12 protein-coding genes are annotated in these 15,547 nt (G+C 72.5%); 4 read left to right on the top strand and 8 right to left on the bottom strand.

The features are described 5' to 3' along the window. Position 1 precedes the first annotated feature (1 nt). The 7 genes from AB5J87_RS01205 to AB5J87_RS01175 form a co-directional block, all read right to left on the bottom strand. Positions 2 to 976 carry an ATP-binding cassette domain-containing protein gene (locus AB5J87_RS01205; protein WP_369372880.1) on the bottom strand — a complete coding sequence of 325 codons (975 nt, stop codon included), beginning with the start codon at positions 974 to 976 and terminating at the stop codon, positions 2 to 4. After that, positions 973 to 1,758, bottom strand: a complete 786-nt coding sequence (locus AB5J87_RS01200) for an aldo/keto reductase (protein ID WP_369372878.1) — start codon at positions 1,756 to 1,758, stop codon at positions 973 to 975. The genes AB5J87_RS01205 and AB5J87_RS01200 overlap by 4 nt, the downstream gene beginning before the upstream one ends. Then, complete coding sequence (locus AB5J87_RS01195) at positions 1,755 to 2,573, bottom strand: transcription factor jumonji (RefSeq protein WP_369372876.1); 819 nt, start codon at positions 2,571 to 2,573, stop codon at positions 1,755 to 1,757. Before AB5J87_RS01195 ends, AB5J87_RS01200 begins: the two co-directional genes overlap by 4 nt. Further along, positions 2,551 to 4,272 (bottom strand): radical SAM protein, encoded by a 1,722-nt coding sequence (locus tag AB5J87_RS01190; protein ID WP_369372874.1) that lies wholly within the window; start codon positions 4,270 to 4,272, stop codon positions 2,551 to 2,553. The genes AB5J87_RS01195 and AB5J87_RS01190 overlap by 23 nt, the downstream gene beginning before the upstream one ends. After that, positions 4,269 to 5,234: an arginase family protein gene (locus AB5J87_RS01185; protein ID WP_369372872.1), complete on the bottom strand. Its 966-nt coding sequence runs from the start codon at positions 5,232 to 5,234 to the stop codon at positions 4,269 to 4,271. Before AB5J87_RS01185 ends, AB5J87_RS01190 begins: the two co-directional genes overlap by 4 nt. Next, positions 5,231 to 6,442 carry a cupin domain-containing protein gene (locus AB5J87_RS01180; protein WP_369372870.1) on the bottom strand — a complete coding sequence of 404 codons (1,212 nt, stop codon included), beginning with the start codon at positions 6,440 to 6,442 and terminating at the stop codon, positions 5,231 to 5,233. Before AB5J87_RS01180 ends, AB5J87_RS01185 begins: the two co-directional genes overlap by 4 nt. A 123-nt stretch (positions 6,443 to 6,565) precedes the next feature. Continuing rightward, on the bottom strand, positions 6,566 to 6,730 hold the full coding sequence (locus AB5J87_RS01175; protein WP_369372868.1) for a hypothetical protein: 165 nt from the start codon (positions 6,728 to 6,730) through the stop codon (positions 6,566 to 6,568). A gap of 597 nt (positions 6,731 to 7,327) precedes the next feature. On the opposite strand from AB5J87_RS01175, the gene AB5J87_RS01170 reads away from it, so the two are divergent. Next, positions 7,328 to 10,327: an AAA family ATPase gene (locus AB5J87_RS01170; RefSeq protein ID WP_369372866.1), complete on the top strand. Its 3,000-nt coding sequence runs from the start codon at positions 7,328 to 7,330 to the stop codon at positions 10,325 to 10,327. Between the two features lie 380 nt (positions 10,328 to 10,707). On the opposite strand, the gene AB5J87_RS01165 is transcribed toward AB5J87_RS01170, so the two are convergent. Further along, a complete protein-coding gene (locus AB5J87_RS01165) occupies positions 10,708 to 11,289 on the bottom strand; it encodes a flavoprotein (RefSeq protein WP_369372864.1) in 582 nt (193 codons plus the stop codon). Positions 11,290 to 11,656: 367 nt separating this feature from the next. Here AB5J87_RS01165 and AB5J87_RS01160 point away from each other — a divergent pair, with 367 nt between their 5' ends. Genes AB5J87_RS01160 through AB5J87_RS01150 form a run of 3 tightly spaced genes read left to right on the top strand, consistent with a single transcriptional unit; the run spans position 11,657 to position 15,527 of the window. Further along, on the top strand, positions 11,657 to 12,838 hold the full coding sequence (locus tag AB5J87_RS01160) for a hypothetical protein (protein ID WP_369372862.1): 1,182 nt from the start codon (positions 11,657 to 11,659) through the stop codon (positions 12,836 to 12,838). A gap of 11 nt (positions 12,839 to 12,849) precedes the next feature. Next, a complete protein-coding gene (locus AB5J87_RS01155; protein ID WP_369372860.1) occupies positions 12,850 to 14,976 on the top strand; it encodes a tetratricopeptide repeat protein in 2,127 nt (708 codons plus the stop codon). Next, on the top strand, positions 14,973 to 15,527 hold the full coding sequence (locus tag AB5J87_RS01150) for a flavin reductase family protein (protein WP_369372858.1): 555 nt from the start codon (positions 14,973 to 14,975) through the stop codon (positions 15,525 to 15,527). The genes AB5J87_RS01155 and AB5J87_RS01150 overlap by 4 nt, the downstream gene beginning before the upstream one ends. The last annotated feature ends 20 nt before the right edge of the window (positions 15,528 to 15,547 follow it).

The raw sequence follows: 15,547 nt of genomic DNA, 5'->3' as shown, positions 1-15,547 counted from the left end.
GTCAGCCGGCCTTCCCGTAGAGGTCCTTGATGAGCTGTTCCAGGCTCGGCGACTCCAGCTGCACGTCGTGGACCAGGGGATCGGAGAAGAGGGCGGACACGATCTCCGGGGGCAGGTCGCCTTGGGCGTACTCGAAGGTGGTGACCGTCTTCGCCGCCGTCCTGACCGGGACGATGCCGGGCGCCGAGGGCAGGGGGTGGCCCTCGGCGTGGTGGACGACCAGGCGGCGGGTGCCGCTGCCGAGCCCGCGCAGGTCGGAGATCTTGCCGTCGTGGACGAGCCGGCCCGCGTCGATCATGACGATGCGGTCGCAGACCGCCTCCACGTCACGCAGGTCGTGGCTGGCCATCATGATGGTGGGCGCGCTGGTCTCGCGGAGGCCTTTGAGGAGGCCGCAGATGGCCTCGCGCGCGAAGATGTCGAGCCCGATGGTGGGTTCGTCCAACAGCAGCAGTTTCGGGGCGTGGAGCAGGGTCCCGACGAGTTCGGCGCGGGTCCTGTTGCCGAGGGAGAGCTCGCGTACGGGGGTGTCGAGGTGCTTGCCGATGTCGAGCCGGGCCACCAGCTCCTCGCTGCGGCGGCGGAACAGGGCGGGCTCGATGCCGTAGACGCGCCGGATCAGTTCGTACGAGTCCTTGACGGGCAGGTCCCACCAGAGGCTGGCGCGCTGGGCCGCGAGGTAGCCCAGGTCGGCGGAGAGCCTGCGGCGTTCGCGGTGCGGGTCGCGGCCGTCGACGGTGACCCGGCCGGCCGTCGGGGTGAGGATGCCGGAGACCAGTTTCATCGTCGTGGACTTGCCCGCGCCGTTGAGTCCGATGTAGCCGACGGACTCTCCCGCTTCGATCCGCAGGTCGATCCCGCACAGCGCCTCGACCTGGCTGTGCTCACGGCGGACGAGCCGGGTGAGCCGCGAACCCGTCTCGGGGCGGCGCCGTACCTGATAGGAGCGCCGCACGGCGTCCAATTGAACTCTCATGCGCGCTGTCCCGGGGTGGGGTTGATACCGAGGCGGTCGAGGGCTGCCATGTCGACAGGGTCGAGTGAGTGGCCGGTGGTGTCCAGGTTCTCGGTCAGGTGGGTGCGGGAGGTGGACTTGACCACGGTGGGAACGCGGTGTGCCCGGTGCCAGCGCAGCAGGACTTGGCGCGCCGTGCATCCGTGCCTCTCCGCGATCGCCCGCAGTACGGGGTGGGCCAGGTCGTTCTCGCTGAAGGGGCTGTGGGCCTGGAGCGCGATGCCGCGCGCCGCGTGGTGCGGGGCGACGTCGGCGTCGTAGTAGTGGGGGCCGAAGGCGATCTGGTTCACCGCCGGGGCCACCCCGGAGGCTTCGGTCAGCGCGTCCACCTGGTGCGGGAGGAAGTTGCTGACGCCGATGGCGCGGACCAGGCCCTCCTCGCGGGCTTCGAGGAACCGCTCCCAGATGCGCAGTGATCCGGCCGCGTCCAGGGGAGCGTGGATCAGCCACAGGTCGATGCGCTCGACGCCGAGGAGGTCGAGGCTGGTGTGCAGGACTTCTCGTTCGCGGCCCGCCTCCTCCTCGGGGAACTTGGTGACCACGACGAGTTCGCCGGGGTCGATTCCGCTGCTGCGGATTCCCGCGCCGACCGCCTTCTCGTTGCGGTAGGCGGCGGCCGTGTCGATCAGCCGGTAGCCGAGCTCGATGGCGTCGCGGACGCCCCGCTCGGCGTCCTCGCCCCACATCTGCCAGGTGCCGAGCCCCACGGCGGGCAGCTCGAACGGCAGGTCGTGCCCGCTCAACGCTCCTCGCCCTCCCCGTGCCGGGCGAAGGCCGCGCCGACGGCGGTGAGGACGTCGTGCGCGTCGGTGTCGCCGATCAGGTCGAAGTAGCGCAGGGCGAACTCCAGGTTGGAACGGTTGATGAAGTTGCTGGTGACGGCGATCGAGCCGGTGAGGTTGTGCACCTCGTGCGCCCAGCCGCTGGGGGTGACGACGATGTCGCCGGGCCGTTGCACGAACTCGCGGGGACGCGGGTCACGGGTGTCGCCCGCGCACCCGGGCGGGAGCAGCCGCCACTCCTCGGCCTGCTTGGGCGGGTGGAAGGTCCAGCGTTTGGCACCGGCGCAGAGCAGGTTCCAGGCGGCGCTCGCCATCACGTCGACATGCAGGGGCGAGCTCGTGCCCGCCGCGCCGATCATCAGCCAGCTCCAGTCCGGGCGCGCGTCCGGTTCGAGGGCCATCAGCCAGTTGAGGCGCCGTACTTCTCTGGGGACGAGGCCAGGCAGCGCGGGATCGAACCGCGACACCGACTGGTGGCGCAGGTAGAGCCCCCGCGGATGGGCGGCGCGCAGGTCGTCGAGGACTTCCGCGAGGGAGACCGTCACGGGACGGCGGTCCCGGTCCTCGGCCTCGACCAGGCGGTCCGCACCGGTCCGCAGGCTCTCCTCGCTGAGGGCGGCGAAGATCGGCCAGTGGCGTCCCGCGTTCTCCAGCAGGGCCGGTTCGGCGCCGCAGAGCAGCGCCGGGAGTCCGGCGGAGACGGCCTCGGCGGAGGCTTCCGGCGCGGAAGCGCGGGAGCCTTCAGACGTGGCTTCAGGCGTAGAAGGGATCGACACGGGCCACCTCCGTCCGCTGGCGGCTCCAGTCGTCGCGGTGCCCGTCGAGGGCCGCGTCCCCGTACTCCTGCGCGATGTCGACACGGGCACGCAGCGCCTGCGTCAGGTTCTCCCGCTCCGACATGCACCGGGCCCGCTTGGTCAGCACCTTCTCGCGCACCGCGTCGGCGGAGTCCGAGCGCCGGAAGGGGGCCTCGGGCACCGTGACGGTGCACAGCGGCGCCGCCCAGCACGTGGTGCAGGAACCTGCCTCGACGGAGTCGCGGAACATGGCGAGCTGCTCGGCTCCGGCCAGTGGGTCGATGCCCCGGTCGGTGTGGCCGACGGCGAAGTCGGGGGACTGGTACTCGTAGGAGGAGTAGAGGGTGCCGTCGGAGCCGAGGACCAGGTATTCGTTGCCGGGGATCAGCTGCATGCCCAGGAGGTGTCCGAGGCGGGCGCCGCCCTCGCGCTCGGGCTGGTTCAGCACGCGGTGGAAGGAGCGGTGCAGGAAGCCGTGGCTGAAGGCGAAGTGGTAGCGCCCCGACTGCTCGCGCTCGGCGTAGGTCTGGCGGTGCGAGCGTACGAAGAGGTCCCACACCCGGCGCTGCTCGCCGAAGATCTGCTCGAAGTCCGCGTAGGACTGGTCGCCGCCCGGCAGGATCAGGTCGAAGTCCCACGCCAGGGCTCGCTGCGCGGCGGGCCATTCGGAGAAGTACCGGTAGAGGGCGGCGGCGTCGAGCGGCGCCGACAGGACGCAGATGAGCGCGACCCGGGAGGAGAAGTACTCGGGCCGGTTCTCGGCGAGCCAGTCGGTGCGCTCGCGCACGCGGTCGTGGGTGCCCTTGCCCCGCCGGTCGACGCGGTAGCGGTCGTGGTTGGGGCCGTCGATGGAGATGTTGAGGTAGATGTCGTGCTCGACGAGGAAGTCGACGATCTTCGGGGTGAGCAGCATGCCGTTGGAGTTGACCTGGAGGACGAGGTTGTCCAGGCGGGCGCCGACCTCGCGCTTGCGCTCCGCCAGGGCCAGCACGGCCTTCTTCAGCTCGTCGAAGGCGAGCAGCGGTTCCCCGCCGAAGAAGTAGACGGCCCGGGGGGCGGAGTCCAGCTTCTCCTCGCCCGTCACGAACAGGTCGATGGCGGCTTTCACCGCGTCCGCCCGCGGTGACGCGGTCTGGTGGGGGCGGGTGTCGGTGTAGGCGCCGCCGTAGTAGCAGTACGTGCAGCGGATGTTGCACTGCTCGGTGGGGTTGAGCATCAGGACGCGGACGCGGGGTGTGTCCACCCGCGCGTCGGCGGGCAGGTCCGGGAAGCGCCAGCCGGGCTCTTCGAACGGCATGACCAGGGATGCCAGACGGCTGATCGTCGCGTCCGGCGTCGCCGACCAGTCCGGTGCCTGGAGGATCTCCGCCTCGTCGCGGCCGATGGCGTGGATGCGGCCGGTGACGGGCGTGTAGAGGTGGTGGGTGTCCTGGCCGCGGTCGCCCTGCCACACCTTGTAGATCCAGGTGCGTTCCTGGTGGACGCGGATGGTGACGTCGCGCTCTCCGGCGTTGATGCCGGTGGTGGCCGCGGCCTGGGTGTGCAGGGTGGGCCGGTCGTGCTCCGCTATCAGCTGTCGCTGCCACGGGTGCAGCGAGCGGAGGCCGGGGCCGGTCGGTGCCTCCTCGTCCGGTGCGGTCCGCTCGGGGGTGGTTCCCACCGTGGTGCCCGTGTTCATCCGGTTGTCTCCCGTTCCCGAGGGTGTTCGAGCAGTGCCCGCAGGCAGGTCATGACCAGGGCCGAGACCGTCGCGCTGGTGGAGCGGTTCTCCCGGTCGTCCTGGAGCGCCTCGACGATGTCCACCGCCACCACGCGCCGGGTGCGACAGACGTGCTCGACCGCGGTGAGCAGTTCGCGCAGCCGGTAACCGCCGGCTTCCGGATGGCCGGTGGCCGGGAAGTCGGCCGGTTCGATGACGTCCAGGTCGATCGACAGATACGTCGGCCGGTCGTCCCGGTCCGGCGCGTCCTCGACCGGGCCGCACGGGTAGGCGTAGGCGCAGCGCAGGGCGTCGGACAGGGGACCGTGGCCGGCGGGCAGGTAGGTCCGTACGCCGTACAGTTCCGCGTCCGTGACGGCACCGGTCTGGAGCAGGTGGCCCAGGAAGTCGGCGTGGGTGATGTCGGTGGCGTCCGGCATGGGCCGGGCGCTGAAGTCGCAGTGCGCGTCGAAACAGAGGAAGCTCAGCGGGCCGTGCACCGCCGCCGCCCCGGTGGCCGCCGGAGCCGAGAGGCTGTGGTCGCCGCCGATGAGGACGGGGAGGGCGCCGGTCCGGGTGAGTTGTTCGGCGAGGCGGGTGAGGGTCTGGTAGTAGGTGCCCCGGCCGACGCGTGGATCGATCGGTACCGAGCCGAGGTCGCCCAGGTCGAAGACCTTGCGGCCGGACAGCACCGGGCCGCGGGTCACCGGGTCGATCACCCCGCCCAGGGCGCCGTCCTCGTCGACGGTCCAGCCGTGGTCGGGGCTGAGCTTGCGGAAGATCTCCGGGCCGTGACGCTGGCCGGGGACACCGGGCACTCCCGCGTCGAAGGGCAGTCCCAGGACGACGGCGTCGGCGGTCAGCTCGCCGCTCAGCACGGTGTGCAGGTCGGCGGAGGGGAGCCCGAGGGCGCCCGTGCCGGGACGGATCGGGGCCGTCACTGCTCGTGCCCGCCGTCCTCGCGGGCGGCGTCCGCGCCGGAGACGGTGACCAGCTGACAGCGCAGCAGCGCCGCCACCAGCGCGGACACGGCCGTCACCGGTGCCCCGGCCCGTGCGGCCAGTTGGGCGACGGTGAGTCGACGGGCCCCGATGAGGGCCTCGATCGTCGGGTGGTGCTGGGCGGGCAGGGCGAAGTCCTGGTCGGCGGCCGTGATGACGACCTGGTCCCCTTCTGTGCGGACCAGTGGCGGCAGGACGGGGACCAGTTCCACCACGTCGTGCTCGCGGGGGCGCGCCTTGCTCACGTCCCAGGGCAGGCTGGCCAGGTCGCGCCCGCCGGCGGCACGGTGTTCCGCGGTGAAGAAGTCGTTCAGGGACAGGTTCTTCGCCTCGGCCAGGAACGCCTCGACGATCCCTTCGAGTTGGGCCCGCTGTCTTTCGGGGGAGCTGGTGCGGTCGATGCTCTCGCGGATCTCGGCCCGGGACAGTGCCTGGCGGAGGGCCCAGCGGAGCCAGTCGTACCCGGTGCGGCGGGTGAACGTGAAGGTGAGGTGCAGGCTGGTCTCGCCGCCTCCGCGGACGGTGTGCCACCAGCCCCGGGGCACGTGGATCACGTCCCCCGGCACCAGGGTCTTCTCGAACAGGACGGTGTCCGGGCAGTTCACCGGGTCGCTGTCGCCGTATTCCGGCAGCGGGAACTCCTCCGACGGCCCGTGCACCTTCCAGTGCTTGGTGCCGAGGAGCTGGACGACGAAGGTGTCGACCTCGTCGAAGTGGCTGTCGAATGCCTGCGCGTCGTCGAAGGTGACGAACAGATTGCAGGCGGCGGTCTCGCCCGTGATGCGCATGACGTCGTCGGTCGCGGCCCGCACGCCGGGATGGATGCGGTCCAGGGAGTCGATGATCAGCGTGGCGCCGGACCGTATGAGCGCGAACACCCTTGGCAGATCGAAGACTTGGTGCCCGTCCAGGGATGTCTTGTACTGGTGCTCGGGCAGTCGCTTGCCCTGGGCGCACAGAAAGAAGTCCGCCGGTATGGCGGAGCCCCGGGAGAGGATCTCGTTGAGCCCGTCCCAGGAGAAGCAGTCACTCAGGAGCGAGGGGTTCAGGTGGCGGAATACGACATCGTTACTGACCTGATGGGTGGAGAAGTCCGGTCCGAGCTCCGCCGACAGGGCGCGGCCGAACTGTGAGGCAAGATTGGTCATATTACCTGAATCACTCTCGTGCGGCTGTGGAATGCCTGCGGAGTGAATTCCGTGCGCGCCATACCATGGGGTGCGGTGCGCACGGAATCCCCTTACTTGCGCCAACCTACTTCGTTGACCTGCTTACTTCGCCGAGTCGGCGAACAGCTTCGCGAAGTCCGGGACGCTCGGACGCGAGTGGGTCTTGGCGAAGGTCGCGCGAGCCCGGTCGGCTACCGGGGAAACGCGGACCTCGACCTCGGGGAATTCGAGGTCGGCTGCAGCGTGGTCATGGGAAGAACTTGCCATGGTTGCCTCCGTAGGTAGATGCGTTGGCACTTCCCTTTGAGGCTAGGACACGGAAAGGGCGTGATCAAGGGATCAGATTTTCGACGAATGGAATATGGAGATCCATTTATTTGCGACCCGGCGGGGATGATGCGATGTGGGAGGTTGTGTTGGCTCATTTTGCCTCAACTTTGGCTTGTTGAGGGATAGTCGCAGGCCGGATTTCGGCCACCGTGAGGGTGTGGGTGCCCATATTCTTCACAACTGGGAGGCCGTCCTACCGGGCATTCGGGGCATCGAATTGCTCCGGGATGTGACAGCGCGACGGCTGTGTGGCGGTTGGGTCGTTGCATCCTGGTGTTCATGCTTCTGGTGGGAACCCGGAGGTCCCCGCTCGCTCAGGTCTGCCGTAACTCGCCCCCGTACCCGAAGACGTCGGCGGTGGTCCTGGCAACACGACGCGACGGTACGAATCCGCTGGGCGGAAACCGGAGTGACAGGTCCAGGTGGTGAATCCACACTTCCGTGCGCGGCAGAGCCACGCCGCCCGGCACGGGCCGCCGCTGCGCACAGCACAGGACCGCACTTGGTGACCTGAGTGGGACGCGGGGGGAGTCGATGGCAACGACAGGGAAGAACGACTTATCGATCTGTGTGGGCCGTGAAGGGGAACTCGGCGTACTGGAGGAGGCGTTGGGCCGCGCGCTCCAGGGGCACGGCTCGACGGTCCTGCTGACCGGCGAGGACGGGGCGGGCAAGTCCCGGCTGGTGTGGGAGGCCATGGAGGCGGCCCGCATCCGGGACATGCGCGTGCTGCTCGGCCGGGGCAGTGCGATCAGCCCCGCCGTACCGCTGCGGGCCCTGCGCGAGGCCCTGGCCTGTCTCCTCCGGGACGGCGCGGCACCGGACAGCCCGGCGCTGGGACCGTACCGCGCCGCGCTGGGCCGTCTCGTACCGGAATACGCCTACGTACGGCCCGCCAAGCGGAAGCGGCCCCTCGGGATGGGGGAGGGCGAGGCAAGCGCCGTCTGCCTCCCCGGTCCGCAGGACTCGCCCGTGGTCCTCGCCGAATCCGTGCTCCGCCTGCTCGCGGCGGCCGGAAAGGGCGCGGGCACGCTGCTCGTCCTGGAGGACCTGCACTACGCCGATCCGCCGACGCTGGCGGTGGTGGAGTACCTGGCGGACAACATCGCCGCGCAGGGCACCGTCCTGCTGGTCACCTTCCGGTCCGACCCGGGCGCGCCCTGGGACCTCGCCCGGGACCTGGCGCAGCGGCACACGGCCACCCTGCTGACGCTGCGCGGGCTGAGTCGCAACGAGGTGGCGCGGCTCGCGGCGTACCGCCTCGGCGTCGGAAGCGACGAGGTGCCGCACGACGTCGTGGGCCGGCTGCACGGGGACAGCGGCGGAAACCCCTTCGTCGCCGAGGAGTTGCTGCGCACCCTGCTGGCCACCGGCGGTCTCGTGACCGGTCCGCGGGGCTGCCGGCTGGTGGCGGGGGCGCGATGTCCGGTGCCCTTGGCGGTCGAGCACAGCATCGCGCGGCGCGCCGCGCGCCTCGGGCCGGAGGCGCACCGGCTGCTCTCCGCCGCGGCGGTCATCGGCGAAAGGTTCCCGGCGTCGGTGCTGCGCCAGGCGTGGGGGCTCTCCGAGGCGCAGCTGTTCGCGCGGTTGCGCGCGGCGGGGGCGGCGGGACTGATCGTGGCGGACCGCCACGCGTGCGACTGGTACGGCTTTCGCAACGCCCTGACCGCCGCCGCGCTGTCGGGACAGCTCACCCCGGCGGACCGGGCCGCGCTGGCCCGCCGCACCGCCGAGGCGGTGGCCGAGCTGTATCCCGGGCTGCCGGGCCGGTGGTGCCCCTTCGCCGCCGAGCTGCGATTGTCGGCCGGTGACCGGCCCGGGGCCGCGTCGCTGTTCGCCACGGCCGGGCGCCGGGCGCTGTCGCAAGGCCATGTCGTCCTTTCCGTGGGACTCCTGGAGCGGGCCTGGGAGTTGCTCGGTGCGGCCGACGAACCGCGCGTCCGGGCCGATGTTCTCGACGAGCTGCTCGCCGCGCTGGCGGAGAGCGGGCAGACCGCCCGCGGCCTTCGACTGGCCTGCGCGCTCGACGAGCTCGACGGGCCCGAGGCGAGAGGCGTGCCCGCGGCGCGGCTGCACGCGCGGCTCGCCGGTCTGGCGCACGCCGAAGGCCGGACGGTCGCGGGGCTGGCCCAAGTGGAGTCCGGGCGAAGGGCGTTGGGCCCGCAGGCGCAGGACAGACACACCGCGGCGCTCGACGCCGTCGAGGCCCAGCTGGTGGGCCACGCCCCGCTGCGGGCCGGTCGGCTCGCCGAGCTGGCCACGGACAAGGCCGAGCGCACCAGACAGCCGGTCGTCGCCTGCCGGGCCTGGCGGATCCGGGGCCAGCTGTGCCTGCGGCAGGACCCGCGCGAGGCGCTGCGCTGCTTCACCCGGATGCACGTCCTCGCGCAGAGCCATGAGCTGCCGTTGTGGCGGATGCACGCCACGCTGCAACTCGCCGGGCTGTACTGGCTGATGGACGGCGACCGCGACGCCCTGCGGCGGGTGCGCCGCCAGGCCCGGTACGTCGGGGCGCCGGGCGTGGGCACATCCGCCGACCTCATGCTGGCGCTGGACCATGTGCTGCGGGGCGCGTACGCGGATGCGGGGCGGCTCACCGACGCGTACCGGACGTCGGCGGAGGGGGCCGGGCTCACCCGCGGTGACGCGCGCGGCCTGGCGGCGGTCCGGGCCATCTGCGCGGCCCACCAGGGCGTGCGCGGACCGTTGGAAGAGTTCCTCGACACGTCCCCGAACATGGGCACGGGGTGGGCGTCGCTGGCCCACGGCCTGGGCGGGGCCGTGTGCGCGCTGCTGGAGGAGGACCGCGAGCTGGCCCGGCTGGTACTGGAGCGCGCCAAGGCCGAGGACGCCATCGGTCCGGCGCCGTTTCCCCTGACCGGACAGGACGGTCTGGCCCTGCTGCTGGAAGCGCTGGCCGACGGCACGGGCCCGGACCTTCCCGACGGGCCCGAGCCGGGCGGGGCGGGCCTGCTGCGCTGGAACCGGCAGTTCGTGCTGCTGGCGCGCGCCGTCCGGCTGGGGCGGCGGGGGCGCGGCGAGGAGGCGGCCGACGCGGTGGCGGCGGCCGGAGTCCTCGCGCAGCCGTATCCGCCGGCCGCGCACCTGGGGCTGCGCCTGGTGGCCGAGGCCGCGCTGGCGGACGGCTGGGGCGAGCCGGTGCACTGGCTGCGCGGGGCCGAGCAGTACTTCCACACGGCGGGTGCGGGGGCCGTGGCCGTGGCGTGCCGGGGTCTGCTGCGCCGCGCCGGTGCGGTGGTGCCCCACCACCGCACCGCCGACGGGCCGGTGCCGCAGCCGCTGCGCCTGCTCGGCGTCACACCACGGGAGTACGAGGTGCTGCGGCTGCTGGCCGACCGGCTGGACAACCGGGCGCTGGCCGAGCGGCTGTTCATCTCCCCGCGCACCGTCGAGAAGCACGTCGCCAGCCTGATCAGCAAGACCGATCAGCCCAACCGCGCGGCCATCAACGCCTACGCGGCCCGGATCCGGCTGGTCGAGGGGTGGGGGAGCTCCGGTCAGGCCATGCGGTGACGGCCGGGGCGGCGCGGGGGTTGCGGGGCAGGGGCAGGGGCAGGGGCAGGGGCAGGGGCAGGGGCAGGGGCAGGGGCAGCAGCGGGCGGCCGGGGCGATCGGCCCCGCCGGACGTCCTCGGCGGCGGCCTCCGCCCCGGCGCGGCCCCGTGCGATGCGCGCGACGCCGGCGCCCCGCCCGGCGAAGGGCTCGGCGAGCTCGCGGGCGGTCTTGTCGGTGAAGGTCAGGTGTCCGGGTCGATGGCGTCCGGGGCGATCGCGTCGGGGTCGGTGACTCCCGCGCGGAGCACGGCCTGCGCTCCTCGGCCAGCGGGGCGCCGGGGGCGGGAGCGGTCCTCGATCGGCTGTCGGCCGCGCCGGCGGACGGCCGGGCCCGACCGCTCAGCCCTGCGCCGGCCCCTCGTCCTGTCCGTCGTGCTCCAGGGTCTTCTCCAGCCAGGCGAGGACCGTCGCCGCCGCCTCGTCGGGTGCGGGCATGGTGATGCCCGGCACGTTCTCCCGCCGCCACAGTTCGAAGACCACCTGCTCCTGGGGTTCCACGACCGTGTGCCCGTCCGCCCGCAGCGTGGCGACGTGGCGGCGGACGGGGTCCTTGTTCCACATGGTGCGGTTCATGTTCGGGAAGAACAGCACCGGCCGTTCGGCGGCCAGCAAGGCGGTCTGGGCCGGGGTCGCGGCCAGGCCGAGGGCCGCGGCGGCGAGCGTGTTCGCCGTGGCGGGCAGCACCACGACGGCCGCGGAGCGCTTCGCGAACTCGACGGGGTTGAGGGCGGGATCGTCGCTGGTGCAGGTCTCGTCGGCGTACCAGGCGACGACCTGCGGCTGGACGAACCGGGCGGCGTCGGCGGTGAGCAGCACCCGCAGGCCGAGGTCGATCTCCTGGCGCAGCCACGGCAGATAGAGGGGCAGCTGACTCGCCGCGCTGGAGCCGCACACGATGAGGGAGAGGGCGTCGTCTCGCATGCCCACCACCGTGTCGGCCCGGCGCTCGCCCCGCATGGGGGTGCGTCCCCCATCTGCGGCCGTCGGCCCGGTCCCGAAGATGGGGGCCACATCCCCATGTGCCGACGGCCGCGCCCGGGCCAGTGTTCTCAGCCGAGCCGCCCAACCCGGCGGTGCACCGCACGATCGGCACCCGGGACCCGGGGAGGTGAAACCCATGAAGAAGATCACCGTTCGCAAGACCGGCGCCATCAAGCTGACGTCGTCCGCGTCGGCCTACACCTTCGTCGGCTGCTGACGCCACCTGCCCGCACCCCTGTCCGCCGTGTCCTGGCGGCCGGGGTGCGGGCTCTTCCACACCGCCTTGCCGAGGGGGGCCGCGACGCCCATGTCCGCCATCGAATTCCACCCGTTGACCTTCGTCGACGAGCACGACGGCGTCGTCGTGGGCCGCCCCGACACCGAGTCCTACGCCGTGCTGCCCCACGACGGGGCGGCCCTGCTGCGCCGGCTCGCCGACGGACACCCGGCCGAGGAGGCGGCCCGGTGGTACCTGGGGGAGTTCGGCGAGAGCGTCGACATCGGCGACTTCGTGTCCACCCTGCGCGAGCTGGGCTTCGTCAGGGAAGGGTCCGAGGCCGCGGTCGCACCGCCCCGGCTGCGCCTGCTGCGGCTCGGCGCGTGGACCTTCTCCCCGCTCGCCTGGGCCGTCCACGCCGCCCTGGTCACGGCCTGCGTCGCCGTGATGGTGGCCTATCCCCGGGTGCGGCCCCACTCGGACGTCGTGTTCTTCACCCCCTCCCTCGTCGCGGTCCAGCTGGTGCTGGCCTTCGCCCAGGTGCCGTGCGTGGCCTGGCACGAGTTCTTCCACGTCCTGGCCGGGCGCCGACTGGGGCTGCCGACGCGGCTGTCGGTGAGCCGACGGCTGTTCTTCGTCGTGGTGGAGGCCCATCTCGACGGGCTCTACAGCGTCCCCAGGAAGAAGCGGTACCTGCCGTTCCTTGCCGGGATGCTCGCGGACGTGCTGCTGTTCAGCGCCCTCACCCTGGTGGGGACCGCAGGAAAGGGCTGGGCTCCCCGGCTGGCACTCGCCGTGGCCTACACCGTGCTGCTGCGGCTCGTCTGGCAGTTCTACGTCTTCCTGCGCACCGACCTGTACTACGTGTTCACCACCCTGCTGCGCTGCGGGGACCTGCACGGCGCCACCTCCGCGTACCTGCGGCGCAAGGCCGCCCGGCTGCCGGGCGTCCGGCCCCTTGGCACCGACGCCACCGGCGAGGGCCAGGGGGACGGCGAATCCGCCTGGTCGGAGCGCGACCGGCAGGTGGCGCCCTGGTTCGCGCTGCTCACCGTGGCCGGTGCCGGTTTCCTGGTGGCGACCGCCGTACTCGCCCTCATCCCCTTGCTGGCGGGCTTCGTGACGCGGCTCGGGCCCCTGACGCACGGCGCGGCGGGCGGCGCCCGCTTCTGGGACTCCGCCACCTCGGTCGGCCTGTTCGCCGTCGAGTTCGCGCTCCTGATCTTTGTCTCCCGCCGCGAGGCATCGCGGTCCGCCACCGACACACGATGAAGGAAGGCTCCATGAACACCCACCTGTGGCGCTCCACCCCCCATACGCCGGGCGCCGAGCGGTCCGAGGTGACGGTCGGCTGCCACCGCCGGCTGCGCGGCCCGTACACCGGAGCGGGAAGCCTGGTCCGTGCCCTGGTCCCCGCCGCGTACGAGCGGTGGCCCGAGCTGGTACGGGCGCACGCCATCGAGATCCTCAGCACGGCCCCGGAGCTCAAGGACCGCATCGGCGCCGCACCCGAGACCCTCACCTCGCTGGCCGTCCCGGAGGAGCGGACCCGCATCTACGCCGCCGCGCGCACCCGGCGGCTCGCGCACGGGCTGGTCGAGTTCCTCCACTCCTACGCGAGCCTGTGCGGCCCCGAGCCGCTCCGCCTGCGCTTCACGGAGGTCGACGAGGCCGACCCCACCGACCAGGAGTTCCTGGCCATCCTGCTCCGGCGCACCCAGGGCCTGCCGATCCAGGTCACGGTCGCCACCCGCGGCGGTGAGCTGCTGGACGAACTGGTCACGTCCCTCGCCCGGTACGCCACCCCGATCACCGCGCCGGACCCGGAGACCGCCCCGGCCACCATGGCCGACCAGGACCAGCTGCTGCGCGCCTACATCGCCTCCGACGGCACCACCGACGACCCCGGCGCACGCGCCGCCTACGAGGCCGCCGACCCCGTGGTGCGTGCCCGGCTGCACGATGAACGGGCCGCGCTCCTGCTCGGTGAGGGGGACTGGAGCCTGCGTCTGGGGGCCGTCCCCTACCACCTGGAACACGGCAGCGACCCGGCCAAGGCCGGAGGCGACGCCCTGAACGAAGCGGTCTACTACGCCGCCGGTCTGGGCCTGTGGCACGCGGTGCTCGACTACGGGCGGCGCGCCACGGCGGTCATCGACCCCGAAGAGGCCGAGCGGTACTGGGACTTCAGCGGCAAGATGGCCTCGGCCCTGGGGCTGCTCGGGGACACGGAGGAGGCGGAGAGGCTCTATCTGGACGTGCGGGCGCGCTACGCGCTGCCCATGGCCCAGATGTTCACGGGTTACGCCATGGCCATGCTCTACACCCGGCTGCACCCGGCCGAACTGCGCGACCACCTGCTCGCCAAGAGCTACCTCAGCAACACGATCACGCTGGCGTCCCTGCTGCCCGACGCCGATCAGCGCAGCTTCCACTCCGCCTTCCAGCGCAACGGCATGGCCCTGGTCGAGATGCACCTGGGCAACCTGCCCGAGGCCCGCCGTCTGGTGGACGACGCGGTGACCCGCCTGGACGCGGAGCTCCCGGCCGACCGGCACCGGCTGCACCGCTCCGTCCTGGTCCACAACCGGGCCAGGGTCCTCGGGGCGCTGGGCCAACTGCCCGCCGCCCTAGCGGACTTCACGACCGTCATCACGCTCGACCCGAACTACCCCGACTACTACTTCGACCGCGCGGGACTGCTGCACAAGATGGGCCAGGACGCCGCCGCCCTCGCCGACTACGACACCGCGATCTCCCTCAGCCCCCCGTTCTGGGAAGTCCACTTCAACCGGGGCGACCTGCGGGCCCAGACCGGCGACCTGGAGGGAGCGATCGCGGACCTGCGCCGGGTGGTGGAACTCGAACCCGCCGAACTCGACGCCCGGGTGAACCTCATCGGCCTGCTCCTGGAGACCGGGCAGGACAAGGCCGTGGAGCCGCTGCTGCGGGAGGGCCTGCGGCTCGCCCCGGACGACGCGCGCCTGTTGCAGGTGCGCGGTCAGCTGGCCTGGGACGCCGGCTCGGCCGAAGCCGCCCGCCGCGACTTCGACCTGGCGCTGGAGAAGGATCCCGGCTGCGTCGCGGCGCTGGCCGCCCGGGCGGCGCTCGCCCTGGAGGCCGAGGACCTGGACACGGCGCTGGCCGATCTGACCCGGGCCGTCGAGCTGCGGCCCGCCGACCCCGACCTGCGCTACAACCGGGCCTACGCCTACCAGAGCGCCGGGCTGTGGCAGGCCGCCGTCGACGACTGCACCCACGCGCTCGGCCTGCCCGGCTCCGACCGGGGCGAGCTGCTGCGCCAGCGCTCCGCCTGCCACAAGGAGCTGGGGGACCGGGAGGCGGAACGGGCCGACCTGGACGCGGCCCGCGCCGCCGCCGGTGCCGTGGCGGAGACCGGTGCGGCATGAGCGGACTCCGTCTGCCGCAGAACGCGGCCCCGGCGTGTCTGCCCCGGCAGGACCTGGGGCCGTCGGCCCCGTCCGACCCGTCCGAGGGGGCGGACGGGTTCCACCGGTTCATGCGGACGTGGGCCACCGGCATCACCGTGGTCACCACGCGCCGTCAGGGACGGTCCGTGGGATGCACGGTGACCGCCTTCACCTCGGTCTCGCTCCGGCCCGCCCTGCTCCTGGTCTCCCTCACCGACGACAGCCGCACCCTGGCGACGCTCAGGGCGCGGGGCCTGTTCGGCATCAACGTGCTCGCCGCCGACCAGCCGGCGCTCGCCGACCACTTCGCCACGGCTCCCGGGGACCGTTTCGCCACGGTCCCCCATCACCTCGTCGACGGGATACCCCTGCTGGACGCGGCGCTGGCCACGGCCGTGTGCCGGGTGGAGCACGCCTGGCCCGTGGCCGACCACGTACTCGTCCTCGGCCGCCCCCGCCACTACGGGACCCACCGCGAGGTGGCACCCCTGATCCGCTTCAACGGCACCAGCGTCCCGGGCACCACGTGAACGGCCTCCGGGGACGGGGC

Origin of the sequence: Streptomyces sp. cg36, assembly GCF_041080675.1 — a bacterium.
Lineage (GTDB): Bacteria > Actinomycetota > Actinomycetes > Streptomycetales > Streptomycetaceae > Streptomyces.
Note: the sequence above shows the minus strand (reverse complement) of the source record. Positions and strands in the feature narration are given on the sequence as shown.